Source organism: Lysobacter enzymogenes, from assembly GCF_023617245.1.
GTDB lineage: Bacteria > Pseudomonadota > Gammaproteobacteria > Xanthomonadales > Xanthomonadaceae > Lysobacter > Lysobacter yananisis.
The window spans coordinates 3,553,068-3,565,700 of record NZ_CP067396.1 but is presented as its reverse complement, the minus strand read 5'-3'; the positions used below and the strand labels follow the sequence as shown (position 1 = coordinate 3,565,700).

General features: G+C 71.4%; 11 protein-coding genes. All 11 read left to right on the top strand.

From position 1 onward, the window contains the following. The first annotated feature begins 28 nt into the window (after positions 1-28). The 11 genes from prmB (at position 29) to accD (ending at position 12,444) form a co-directional block, all read left to right on the top strand. The gene (prmB, locus tag JHW41_RS14630; protein WP_250442880.1) at positions 29-958 is read left to right on the top strand and encodes a 50S ribosomal protein L3 N(5)-glutamine methyltransferase; all 930 of its coding nucleotides are present in this window, start codon (positions 29-31) and stop codon (positions 956-958) included. Between the two features lie 682 nt (positions 959-1,640). Beyond that, positions 1,641-2,753: a chorismate synthase gene (gene aroC, locus JHW41_RS14625; RefSeq protein WP_250442877.1), complete on the top strand. Its 1,113-nt coding sequence runs from the start codon at positions 1,641-1,643 to the stop codon at positions 2,751-2,753. Beyond that, positions 2,746-3,759: a 2-hydroxyacid dehydrogenase gene (locus JHW41_RS14620; protein ID WP_250442874.1), complete on the top strand. Its 1,014-nt coding sequence runs from the start codon at positions 2,746-2,748 to the stop codon at positions 3,757-3,759. The genes aroC and JHW41_RS14620 overlap by 8 nt, the downstream gene beginning before the upstream one ends. A 117-nt stretch (positions 3,760-3,876) precedes the next feature. Next, the gene (locus tag JHW41_RS14615) at positions 3,877-4,899 is read left to right on the top strand and encodes an aspartate-semialdehyde dehydrogenase (protein ID WP_250442871.1); all 1,023 of its coding nucleotides are present in this window, start codon (positions 3,877-3,879) and stop codon (positions 4,897-4,899) included. A gap of 105 nt (positions 4,900-5,004) precedes the next feature. Beyond that, positions 5,005-5,142, top strand: a complete 138-nt coding sequence (locus JHW41_RS27080; protein ID WP_428995373.1) for a DUF6053 domain-containing protein — start codon at positions 5,005-5,007, stop codon at positions 5,140-5,142. Between the two features lie 75 nt (positions 5,143-5,217). Continuing rightward, positions 5,218-7,488 carry a FimV/HubP family polar landmark protein gene (locus JHW41_RS14610; protein WP_250442867.1) on the top strand — a complete coding sequence of 757 codons (2,271 nt, stop codon included), beginning with the start codon at positions 5,218-5,220 and terminating at the stop codon, positions 7,486-7,488. A 20-nt stretch (positions 7,489-7,508) separates the two neighbouring features. Continuing rightward, positions 7,509-8,354 carry a tRNA pseudouridine(38-40) synthase TruA gene (gene truA / locus JHW41_RS14605; RefSeq protein ID WP_250442865.1) on the top strand — a complete coding sequence of 282 codons (846 nt, stop codon included), beginning with the start codon at positions 7,509-7,511 and terminating at the stop codon, positions 8,352-8,354. Next, complete coding sequence (locus tag JHW41_RS14600) at positions 8,351-9,013, top strand: phosphoribosylanthranilate isomerase (RefSeq protein WP_231783982.1); 663 nt, start codon at positions 8,351-8,353, stop codon at positions 9,011-9,013. The genes truA and JHW41_RS14600 overlap by 4 nt, the downstream gene beginning before the upstream one ends. Before the next feature lie 253 nt (positions 9,014-9,266). Then, positions 9,267-10,493 carry a tryptophan synthase subunit beta gene (gene trpB, locus JHW41_RS14595; RefSeq protein ID WP_078996643.1) on the top strand — a complete coding sequence of 409 codons (1,227 nt, stop codon included), beginning with the start codon at positions 9,267-9,269 and terminating at the stop codon, positions 10,491-10,493. A gap of 123 nt (positions 10,494-10,616) precedes the next feature. Beyond that, on the top strand, positions 10,617-11,420 hold the full coding sequence (gene trpA / locus JHW41_RS14590; RefSeq protein WP_250442862.1) for a tryptophan synthase subunit alpha: 804 nt from the start codon (positions 10,617-10,619) through the stop codon (positions 11,418-11,420). 136 nt (positions 11,421-11,556) lie between these two features. Then, complete coding sequence (accD, locus tag JHW41_RS14585) at positions 11,557-12,444, top strand: acetyl-CoA carboxylase, carboxyltransferase subunit beta (RefSeq protein ID WP_057947318.1); 888 nt, start codon at positions 11,557-11,559, stop codon at positions 12,442-12,444. Positions 12,445-12,633: the final 189 nt, after the last annotated feature.

The following is a 12,633-nucleotide window of genomic DNA, read 5'->3' as shown; positions in this document are numbered from 1 at the left end:
GCGCCCCTTGTTACGCCCTGGACCCGCCGTGCCCGCTTCCGTTTCCTTCGAACAGCTGACCCTCGTCGACCTGATCCGCTACGGGGCCAGCCGCTTCAACGCGGCCGGGCTGAGTTTCGGCCACAGCTACGACAACGCCCTGGACGAAGCCACCCAGTTGGTCCTGCACGCGCTGCACCTGCCGCACGACCTGAGCCCGGTCTACGGCCAGGGCCGGGTCACCACGGACGAGAAGGACGCGGTGCTGGCGCTGTTCCAGCGCCGCATCGACGAGCGCATCCCGGCCGCCTATCTGACCGGTGAGGCCTGGTTCGCCGGCCTGAGCTTCAAGAGCGACGCGCGCGCGCTGGTGCCGCGCTCGCCGATCGCCGAGCTGATCGAGGCCGGTTTCGAGCCCTGGCTCGGCGGCCGCGACGTGCGCCGCGCCCTGGATCTGTGCACCGGTTCGGGCTGCATCGCCATCGCCACCGGCCATTACCACCCCGAGTGGGAGGTGATCGGCGCCGACATCAACGACAAGGCGCTGTCGCTGGCGGCCGAGAACAAGCAGCGCCTGCTCGCCGACAACGTCGAGTTGCGCCAGTCCGACCTGTTCCAGGGCCTGCAGGGCGAGGTGTTCGATCTGATCGTCACCAATCCGCCGTACGTGACCGACGACGAGACCGACGCGCTGCCGCGCGAGTACTCGTTCGAGCCGGAGCTGGGTCTGCGCGCCGGCTTTGATGGCCTAGACCTGGCGCTGAAGATCCTGCGCGACGCTCCGCAGCACCTGAGCGAGCACGGCCTGCTGATCTGCGAAGTCGGCGAAGCCGAGCGCGCGCTGTGCGAGCTGCTGCCGCAGCTGCCGCTGGCCTGGGTCGAGTTCAAGGTCGGCCAGATGGGCATCTTCGTGGCCGAGCGCCACGATCTGGTCGAGCATCACGACGAGATCAAACGGCTCGCCGACGCGCGAGCCTGATCGAGTCGTAAGGATCACGCGCGTCGGCGGCTGGTGGCGCGGGGCTCGGGCCTCGCGCGGTGCCGCAAGCGACGCTGACCGAACAGCATCGCCGGCGCGGACCGGCCGTAACTCGTAAGCGCCCCGCGGCGTTTGCGCTTGTTCATCGCATCCGCCTGCGGACTCCCTGGAGATCGCCGCAGGCTCGCGCCTGCCTTCGTTGCAGCGGAAACCGGACGGGTCGGCTATGGTGGCCGGGTCGGTATGCGCGCGGAGCTGGGCTGGACGCTTCGGGTCCTGAAACCTTTGCGCAGGCTGGGCTGGACGCATCGGGGCCTGAAACCTTTGCTCAAGCTGGGCTGGACGCATCGGGTCCGAGGACGCTTGCGCGGGCCGGGCCTGGCGGCAAGTCCCGCGCAAGCGTCCTCGGACCCGATGCTTCGTCGCGGTTGCGGGTTGCAGCGATTCGAGTCCCGACCCAAGTACGTCGCTCATGCAGGGCGGGGGCGACGCTTGCGAATCGATCATTTCCGCCCGTCACGGCCGCGCCTTACCATCGATCCGCCCTTGTAGGAGCGGCGCAAGCCGCGACCGCAAACCAGCAAGCACGCCCCGCATCGACGACGAATCCGCTTCATCCACAACACACCAACCCCCGCGATCATCGCCAACGCACCACCGGCACCCACCAGGATCCCGCGCAGTGGCCAGCAACAGCTTCGGAACCCTCCTCACCGTCACCACCTTCGGCGAAAGCCACGGCCCGGCCATCGGCTGCGTCGTCGACGGCTGCCCGCCGGGCCTGGAACTGGCGCCGGAGGAGTTCCGCCACGATCTCGAACGCCGCGCCACCGGCCGCAGCCGCCACACCTCGCAGCGGCGCGAGGCCGACGAGATCGAGATCCTCAGCGGCGTCTACCAGGGCCGAACCACCGGCACTCCGATCGCCCTGCTGATCCGCAACACCGACGCGCGCAGCAAGGACTACGGCAACATCGCCGAGCAGTTCCGTCCCGGCCACGCCGATTACAGCTATTGGCAGAAGTACGGGCATCGCGATCCGCGCGGCGGCGGCCGCTCCTCGGCGCGCGAGACCACCATGCGCGTGGCCGCCGGCGTCATCGCCAAGAAGTGGCTGGCGCAGCGCTTCGGCGTGGTCGTACGCGGCTATGTGTCGCAGATCGGCACGATCGTGCCGGCCGGCTTCGATCTCGACGCGGTCGAAACCAATCCGTTCTTCTGGCCGCACGCGGCCCAGCTCGACGAGTTGGAGCGGTACATGGACGCGCTGCGCAAGTCCGGCGACTCGGTCGGCGCGCGCGTGGAGGTGATCGCCGACGGCGTGCCGCCGGGCTGGGGCGAGCCGATCTACGGCAAGCTCGACGGCGAGCTGACCGCGGCGCTGATGAGCATCAACGCGGTCAAGGGCGTGGAGATCGGCGACGGCTTCGCCAGCGTGGCGTCGAAGGGCACCGAGCATCGCGACGAACTGTTGCCCGACGGCTTCGCCAGCAACCACGCCGGCGGCATTCTCGGCGGCATCAGCACCGGCCAGCGCCTGCGCTGTTCGGCCGCGTTCAAGCCGACTTCGAGCCTGCGCCTGCCGGGGCGCAGCCTGGACATCCGCGGCAACGAGATCGAAGTGGTCACCACCGGCCGCCACGACCCGTGCGTGGGCATCCGCGCCGCGCCGATCTGCGAGGCGATGGTCGCGCTGGTGCTGATGGACCAGGCGCTGCGCCACCGCGCCCAGTGCGGCGACGTCGGCGAGGTGACGCCGCGGGTGCCGGCGCAGGCGGGGCAGGGCGATGTCTGAGCGTCCGCGCGTGTGGGTCTCGCAGCCGCTGTTCGCCGATGTGCTGGCGCGGCTGGGCGAGCATTTCGAGGTCGAGGCCACCCGCGAGGTGACCCGGCACGAACCGGCCGCGGTCAACGCGATCCTGCGCCGCATGGACGGCGCGCTGGTCACCCTCAACGATCCGATCGGCGCCGGGCAGATCGCCGGCGCGCAGCGCCTGCGCGCGATCGCCAACGTCGGCGTGGGCTACAACAACCTCGACATCGCCGCGCTCAGCGCCGCCGGCATCCTCGCCAGCAACACTCCCGACGTGCTGACCGAGACCACCGCCGATTTCGGCTTCGCCCTGATGATGGCGGCCGCGCGGCGCATGAGCGAGGCCGAGCGCTGGCTGCGCGACGGCCAATGGCAGCGTTGGAGCTTCGACAGCCTGCTCGGCGCCGATGTGCACGGCGCGACCCTGGCGATCCTCGGCATGGGCCGGATCGGCCAGGCCATCGCCCGCCGCGCGACCGGTTTCGGCATGCGCACGCTGTACCACAACCGCAGCCGCCTGCCCGCGGCGGTGGAAGCCGAATGCAAGGCGCAGTACGTCGGTTTCGACGAACTGCTGGCGCGCGCCGATCACCTGGTGCTGGTGCTGCCGTATTCGCCGCAGTCGCACCACCTCATCGACGCGGCCGCGCTGGCCAAGCTGCGGCCGCACGCGACCCTGACCAACATCGCCCGCGGCGGCATCGTCGACGAGGACGCGCTGTGCGACGCGCTGGAGCACGACCGCCTCGGCGCGGCCGGCCTGGACGTGTACGAAGGCGAGCCGCGGCTCAACCCGCGCCTGCTGCAACAGCGCCGGGTCGTGCTGACCCCGCACATCGCCAGCGGCAGCCTGGCCACGCGCCGGGCGATGGTGGCGCTGGCGGTCGACAACCTGATCGCCGCGCTCGGCTTCGGCCCGCGCGCGGGCGATCCGCCGAGCCCGATCAACGGCGGGACCCGGGACCGAGGACCAGGGACCCGGATTTAGAAGCCGACCGCAACAGCCGCTTTTCGGTCCCGGGTCCCCGGTCCCCGGTCCCGCCTCCAAAGCTCCACCCGCCGGAAATGGGTCCGGCGGTCCCCACACTCAGGTAACTCAGATCAGATGAACGCCAAGACGTCCTGCAATGTCGCCGTCGTCGGTGCCACCGGCGCGGTCGGTGAAACCATGTTGAAGGTGCTGGCCGAGCGCAAGTTCCCGATCGGCAAACTGCACGTGCTGGCGAGCGAGCGTTCGGCGGGCGAGAAAATCGAGTTCGAGGGCCAGACCCTGGTCGTGGAAGACCTGGCCGCGTTCGACCCCAAGGGCGTCGACATCGCCCTGTTCTCGGCCGGCGGCTCGGTGTCGAAGGAATACGCGCCCAAGTTCGCCGCCGCCGGCGCGGTGGTGATCGACAACTCCTCGGCCTTCCGCTACCAGGACGACGTGCCGCTGGTGGTCAGCGAGGTCAATCCCGAGGCGCTCAAGAACCGTCCGCTGGGCATCGTCGCCAATCCCAACTGCTCGACCATGCAGCTGATGGTCGCGCTGGCGCCGATCCACCGCCAGGCCAAGCTCGAGCGCATCAACATCGCCACCTACCAGTCGGTGTCCGGCACCGGCAAGCGGGCGATGGAGGAACTGGGCCGGCAGACCGCGGCGCTGCTGAGCTTCCAGGAGGCGCAGCCGGAGATCTATCCGGTGCAGATCGCCTTCAACGTGATCCCGCACGGCGGCGACTTCACCGACAACGGCTACACCACCGAGGAAATGAAGCTGGTCTGGGAGACCCGCAAGATCCTCGGCGACGACAGCATCGGCGTGAACGCGACCGTGGTGCGGGTGCCGGTGTTCTACGGCCATTCCGAGGCGGTGCACATCGAGACCCGCGACAAGCTCTCCGCGGCCGACGCGCGCGCGCTGCTGGAAAAGGCGCCGGGCCTGGTGGTGGTGGACGAGGCCAAGGGCGGCGGCTACCCGACCCCGGTGACCCACGCCTCCGGCGAGGACCCGGTGTTCGTCGGCCGCATCCGCGACGACATCTCGCACCCGCGCGGGCTGTCGCTGTGGGTGGTGGCCGACAACATCCGCAAGGGCGCGGCGACCAACGCGGTGCAGCTGGCCGAACTGGTGTGGGCCGAGCGCTGAGGTAGAGCGTCGAGGCATGAACCGGGAAATCGGGCCCCGCGGGGCCCGATTTTTTTGCGCTCGGGCAGCAGGCCCTGGGCTTTTGTGGGAGGGCCTTCAGGCCCGATGCCTTTGTTTCAGATCGCCGCGACCGGATCGAAAAGCATCGGGCCTGAAGGCCCTCCCACAAAAGCCAGCGCCTGCACCCAAGAGGATAGAGCGGCCACGCCGGCTTCCCCTCAGCCAGTCAACGGCTTAGGATGAAAACTTAACGAATGCGTTGCGCATTCAGGCCGTACCCCTTTAGAGTCGCCGCCTGACTTCGGAATGGGACCGCTCGTGAGATCAGGTTTCGCACGCACCGCCCTGGGCCTGGCGCTGGCATTGGCCAGCTCGGCGGCCTGTGCGCTGGGTCTGGGCCAGATCGAGGTCAAGTCGCGCGCCGGCCAGCCGTTGCTGGCCGAGATCCCGGTCATCGCCAGCGGCCCGGAGGAACTGGCCCAGCTGCGCGCCGGCCTGGCCTCGCCGGAAACCTTCCAGCGCATCGGCCTGGAGCCGCCGCAGGGCATCGTCACCGACCTGCGCTTCACCCTGGCGGTCGACCGCAACGGCAAGCCGATCATCCGCGTCACCAGCACCCAGCCGGTGCAGCAGCCGCTGCTGACCTTCCTGATCGAAGTCGATTGGGGCCAGGGCCGGCTGACCCGCGAATACTCGGCGTTGCTCGACGCGCCGCGCACCGCGTCCGCGCCGATGCAGCCGCCGATCCAGGCCGCCGCCGGCGCGAATCCGAACACCATCGAACGTCCGCTGGAGGCGCCGCTGCCGTTCGGCGCGCAGCCGCAGCAGACCGATCCGCTGGCGGTGGAGAACCCGGTGCCCGGCTACGATCCGGGCAACGCGATGCAGCCGTTGCCGCCGGACGCGCTGGCCGCCCAGCCCGAAGCGCCGCCGCAGGCGATCCCGGACGCCGCGCCGCCGGCCGCGCCGCCGGCGCCCGCCGAGCGGCCCAACGCCGGCCGCATCGCGCGCGAGCCGCGCCCGCAGCCGGCCGCGCCGGCCGCCATTCCCGCCGAGGGCGAAATCACCGTCGCGCGCGGCCAGACCCTGTCCGGCATCGCCGCGCAGGTCGGCGGCGCGCAGAGCCTCAACCAGACCATGATCGCGCTGCTGCGGGCCAATCCCGAGGCCTTTGTCGGCGGCAACATCAACCGCCTGCGCGCCGGCGCGGTGCTGCGCCGTCCGCCCGGCGGCGAGATGGCGGCGATCGACCCGCGCGAGGCCAACGAACTGGTCCGCGCGCAGATCCAGCAATGGCGGCAGGCGCCGCAGCAGGCGGTGCCGCAGCCGCTGACCGTCGGCGCCGACCGCGTCGCCAAGGCGCCGGTGGCGCCGGCCGCGCGCGAGCCCGGCCGGGCCAGCGATGCGCGCCTGGAAATCGTCCCGCCCGGCGCCGAGCGCGCGAAGGCCGGGGCTCAGTCCGGCATCAGCGCCGCAGGCGAGGGCCACATGATGCGAGAACAAGTGCAACAGGCCAACGAAACCATCGCGGTGCGCGAGCAGGAGCTGGCGGACCTCAAGAGCAAGGTCGCCGAGCTGGAGAAGCTCAGCACCGACCAGCAGAAGCTGATCGCGATGAAGGACAGCGAGCTGGCCGCGACCCAGCAGCGCCTGGCCGAGAACCAGGCCCGCGCCGACAGCGGCTCGCCGTTGCCGTGGATCTTCGGCGGCCTCGGCCTGCTGGCGCTGTTGGCCGGCGGCTGGGTGCTGAGCCGGCGCGAACCCAAGCGCCCGAACTTCCGCGCCGCCGCGCCGACGCCCGCGCCGTTCGTGCCGGCGCCCGCAGCCGCCGAGCCGGCTCCGGACCCGGTCGAAACGCTGCGGCGCAAGCCCGAACCGGCGCCGCTGGTCGACCCGGTCGCGCAGCTGCTCGGCCGCGACCGCGCCGAACCCGAATCGCGCGCCGTCGCCATCGCCGATAGCGACGCCGACGCCGATGCGGCGGACGCGTCCGAACAGACCGACGCGCCGCAGGCCCACGCCTTGCAGGATTTCCCTGGCGAACAGGAACCCGCGACCGTCCAGCCCGCCGCCGACCCCGTCGCGCCGCCGTCGCCGCCGCACTGGACCGCCCCGGTCAGCGAACCCAAGAGCCAGCCGCGCGTGCCGACCTGGCATTCGACCAGCGCCGGCAGCCAGCCGCGCCGCGAGGCCGGACCGGCGCCGCTGCAGCCGGTGCCGGTGGCCCCGGCCGTCGCCCCGCAGGTCGCCGCGACCCAGGCGCCGAGCGTGGAGCCGCGCGCGGATGCCGGAACCGTCGCGCCGCGCCCCGCGGCCGAACCGGCCCGGCTCGCGCCAGCTCCCATCGCGCCCGATCCCATCGCGCCCGCTCCCATCGCGCCCGATCCCAAGCCGGCCGCCGCGGTCGCGGCCTCGCCGGGCCTGGAGCGGATCGAGCTGGCCCGCGCCTACCTCGACCTCGGCGACGAAGGCAGCGCCCGCCAGTTGCTCGGCGAAGTGTTGATCAACGGCGACCACGCCGCCCGCCAGCAGGCCGCGCGCCTGCTGCGCGAACTGGAAGGCGCCGGCGGAGGCCGGACCGGCTCCTGAGGCACAGGCAAGGGCAGGGCATGAACGATTCCGACACCGCCTCCGCCGCCGCGCCGCTGCGGCGCTACGCCCTGGGCGTGGAGTACGACGGCAGCGAATTCTCCGGTTGGCAGCGGCTGGTGCGTCCGGGCGAGCCGAGCCGCCCCGAGCACGCCCCGCGCGGCGAAGCCACCGTGCAGACCACCCTGGAGCAGGCGCTCAGCTTCGTCGCCGGCACCGGCATCGAGGTGGTCTGCGCCGGCCGCACCGACGCCGGCGTGCACGCCTCGTGCCAGGTCGTGCATTTCGACAGCCCGGTCGAGCGCGACCCGCGCGGCTGGACGCTGGGCGCGACCTCGCGCCTGCCGCCATCCGTATGCGTGCGCTGGTGCATTCCCGTGGCGCCGGACTTCCACGCGCGGTTCTCGGCGCGGGCGCGCCGTTACCGCTACCGCATCCTCAACCGCCCGGTGCGGCCGGCGCTGCAGCGCCAGTACCTGAGCTGGGAACGGCGCCCGCTCGACGCCGACGCCATGCACCGCGCGGCCCAGGCGCTGCTGGGCGAGAACGATTTCTCGGCGTTCCGCACCGTGCACTGCCAGGCCCCGCACGCGCGCCGCGACCTGCAGTCCATCGCGGTCCGCCGCGACGGCGATATCGTGGAAATGGAAGTACAGGCCAACGCCTTTCTTCACCATATGGTGCGCAACATTGTCGGAAGCTTGCTGCCGGTCGGCCGCGGCGACCGGCCCGAGGGCTGGATCGCCGAACTGCTGGCCGGGCGCGACCGCACGGTCGCCGGTCCGACCGCTCCGTCGGCGGGACTGGTGTTCGTCGGGCCGCGCTATCCCGCCGAATGCCAGTTGCCCGCCGAGGTCTGCCTTTGAATCCGTCCCGCACGCTGTACCGCACCCGCATCAAGTTCTGTGGTTTCACCCGTCCCGGCGATGTGCGCCTGGCCTGCGAACTCGGCGCCGACGCGATCGGTTTCGTGTTCGCCGCCGGCAGCAAGCGCCGGGTCGCGCCCGAGGAGGCGCGGGCCATGCGCCAGGCGCTGGCGCCGCTGGTCGACGCGGTCGCGCTGTTCGCCGACAACCCGGTCGATGAAGTGCGCGAGGTCGTGCGCCAGGTCCGGCCGAGCCTGCTGCAGTTCCACGGCAACGAAGACGACGCCTACTGCCGCGGCTTCGGCGTGCCTTATCTGAAGGCCATCGCGATGGGCGGCGAACTGGCCGGCCAGCACCCGTCCGCGCTGCTGATGCGCTATCCCGGCGCGGCCGGCTTCCTGTTCGACAGCCATGCCGAGGGCGGCAGCGGCGGCAGCGGCAAGACCTTCGACTGGAAACGCATCCCGGTCGGGGTGCAGAAGCCCTTCATCCTGGCCGGCGGCATCACCCCGGACAACGTGTTCGAGGCGATCCTGGCGACCCTGCCGTGGGGCGTGGACGTCTCCAGCGGCATCGAGAGCGCGCCCGGGCTCAAGGACGGCGACAGGATGCGCCAGTTCGTCGAGGAAGTGCGGCGGGCCGACTGCCACGTCGAGTAACGGCCGCGCGACCGCGGCGATGGGGAAGGGCGGGGACGCGGACGCGCCGGCCGGCGCGCATGCGCGGCGCCCCGACGGTGCGCCGTTCCCGCTGTCGCCCGGGCGCGCGTCGCGCTTGCGCTTTGCCCATCGCGTCACCCCGCAACCGGACCGCCATTCCGAGGCAAGCGAAACGGTACGGTCGGCGCGCCGATGCCCTAAACTCTGGGGTTCCGCCGCGCCAGGCGCGGCGCTCCCCGTTTGATGGCCGCCGATGTCCGCCGATCCGATCGCCCAACCGATTGATTTCCATCAGTACCCCGACGCCAACGGCCATTTCGGCCGGTTCGGCGGCCGGTTCGTCGCCGAAACCCTGATCGCGCCGATCGAGGAACTGGCCCGCGCCTACGACGCCGCCCGGGTCGACCCGGCCTTCGTCCAGGCCTTCGACAACGACCTGGCCCACTACGTCGGCCGGCCGAGCCCGATCTACCACGCGCAGCGCCTCAGCGACGAAGTCGGCGGCGCGCGGATCCTGCTCAAGCGCGAAGACCTCAACCACACCGGCGCGCACAAGATCAACAACACCATCGGCCAGGCGCTGCTCGCCAGCCGCATGGGCAAGACCCGGATCATCGCCGAGACCGGCGCCGGCCAGCACGGCGTCGCCAGCGCCACCGTGGCCGCGCGCCTGGGCCTGGAATGCGTGGTCTACATGGGCGCCACCGACATCGAGCGGCAGAAGATCAACGTCTACCGGATGAAGCTGCTCGGCGCGACCGTGGTGCCGGTGACCAGCGGCTCGCAGACGCTCAAGGACGCGCTCAACGAAGCCATGCGCGACTGGGTCACCAACGTGCGCGACACCTTCTACATCATCGGCACCGTGGCCGGCCCGGATCCGTATCCGCGCATGGTCCGCGACTTCAACGCCGTGGTCGGGCGCGAGGCGAGGGCGCAGATGCTGGCCGAGTACGGCCGCCTGCCCGATGCGATCACCGCCTGCGTCGGCGGCGGCAGCAACGCCATCGGCCTGTTCCACGCTTTCCTCAACGACCGCGAGGTGCGCATCGTCGGCGCCGAGGCCGCCGGCGACGGCATCGACACCGGCCGCCACGCCGCATCGCTCGCCGCCGGCCGACCCGGCGTGCTGCACGGCAACCGTACCTACGTGCTGTGCGACGACGACGGCCAGATCGTGGAGACGCATTCGGTCTCCGCCGGCCTGGACTATCCCGGCGTCGGCCCCGAGCACGCCTTCCTCAAGGACACCGGCCGCGCCGAGTACGTCGGCGTCACCGACGACGAAGCGCTCGACGCCTTCCGCACCCTGGCGCGCACCGAGGGCATCCTGGCCGCGCTGGAATCCAGCCACGCCATCGCCCAGGCGATCAAGCTGGCCCGCGCGATGCCGAAGGACCAGGTCGTGCTGTGCAATCTGTCCGGGCGCGGCGACAAGGACGTGCATACGATCGCCGGCCGCGAAGGGCTGCACTTTTGAGCTAGGAGTGAGCGTGGAGGAGTGAGGAGTGAGCGAAAGCATCGTTTCGCCGCTCCCCGCTTCTGCACGCCGCTTTTGATTGCGCTCGCTTCTCACTCCTCCACGCTCACTCCTCATCCCCCCATGAATCGCATCGACGCCAAGTTCCAACAGCTGCAAGCCGCCGGCCGCAAGGCGCTGATCCCGTTCCTGACCGCCGGCGATCCCTCGCTGGAGGCGACCGTGCCGGCGATGCACGCGCTGGTCGCGGCCGGCGCCGATGTGGTCGAGCTCGGCGTGCCGTTCTCCGATCCGATGGCCGACGGCCCGACCATCCAGCGCAGCTCCGAGCGCGCGATCGCGCGCGGCGCCGGCCTGGGCTGGGTGCTGCAGGCGGTAGCGCAGTTCCGCCAGGGCGACGCCGATACGCCGGTGGTGCTGATGGGTTACCTCAACCCGATCGAGATCCGCGGCGCGCAGCGTTTCGCCCACGACGCGGTCGCCGCCGGCGTCGACGGCGTGCTGCTGGTCGACCTGCCGCCGGAAGAGGCCGCCGAACTGCGCGCGGCCTTCGCCCAGGCCGGGTTGGCGCTGATCCTGCTGGCCTCGCCGACCACCACCGACGAGCGCCTGGCGCTGCTGTGCGACGGCGCCCAGGGCTATCTCTACTACGTCAGCTTCGCCGGCGTGACCGGCGCCGACCGGCTCGACGCCGGCGCCGCCAACGACCGCCTGCACCGCATCCGCCAGCAGTCGCGGGTGCCGGTGGTGGCCGGCTTCGGCATCAAGGACGCGGCCAGCGCCGCGGCCATGGCGCGCGAAGCCGAAGGCGTGGTGGTCGGCAGCGCGCTGGTCGCGGTGCTGGCCGAAGCGGCGTCGGCGCAGGCCGCGGCGCAGGCCGCGCGCGACTTCCTTGCGCCGCTGCGCGCGGCGCTCGACGCCGCCTGACCCGAGCGGCTGAACAGCGGCGGCCGGGGCGTCCGGCCCGCTGCGCTAAACTGGCGCGTCGGGACGGCACCGGCGCGGCGCATCCGATCCACTGCCGATCCGTCCTCCGCCCGCTACAACAGGAAGATCCCAACGCATGTCGTGGCTCAAGAAACTCATGCCGTCCGGCATCCGCACCGAGACCGGCGCGGCCAAGCGCCGCAGCGTCCCGGAGGGCCTGTGGGAGAAGTGCGAACGCTGCGGCGCCGTGCTCTACCGTCCCGAACTCGAGGAAAACCTCGAGGTGTGCCCCAAGTGCAGCTTCCACATGCCGATCCGCGCGCGTGCGCGGCTGAGCGCGTTCCTCGACGCCGGCAGCGGCCAGGAAATCGCCGCCGAACTGAGCCCGGTCGACGTGCTCAAGTTCAAGGACCAGAAGAAGTATTCCGAGCGTCTCAAGGCCGCGCAGAAGGCGACCGGCGAGCGCGACTCTTTGATCGCGATGGCCGGCACGCTCAAGCAGCGCCCGCTGGTCGCCGCCGCGATGGACTTCGCCTTCATGGGCGGCTCGATGGGTTCGGTCAGCGGCGAGCGCTTCGCCCGCGGCGCCGAGCGCGCCGTGGCCGACGGCGTGCCGATGGTCTGCTTCGCCGCCAGCGGCGGCATGCGCATGCAGGAAAGCCTGTTCTCGCTGATGCAGATGGCCAAGGCCTCGGCCGCGTTGGGGCGCATGCGCGACGCCGGCCTGCCGTTCATTTCGGTCATGACCCATCCGACCTTCGGCGGTACCACCGCCTCGTTCGCGATGCTCGGCGACCTCAACCTGGCCGAGCCCGGCGCGCTGATCGGCTTCGCCGGCCCGCGCGTGATCGAACAGACCGTGCGCGAAAAACTGCCGGAAGGTTTCCAGCGCAGCGAGTTCCTGCTCGAACACGGCACCGTCGACCAGATCTGCGACCGCCGCGAAATGCGCGACCGCATCTCGCACCTGCTGGCGATGATGATGAAGCAGCCGCAGCCCGAGGACGATGTCGAGGCGGCCTGAGCCGCTTCGACACGGGATCGCGGATTTGGGATCGGGCATGCGCGAGGGCGGTGCGGTCGGCGCGGGCGCGCCGGTCGCGTCGCTTTTGCCGTTCTTGCCGCTCCCACAATCCGAATCCGCGAGCGCGGCCGCGGGAACTGTGAGCGCGGCAGCGCAACGCGCCGGCGTTCAGCCGCGCGCCGCCGAAGC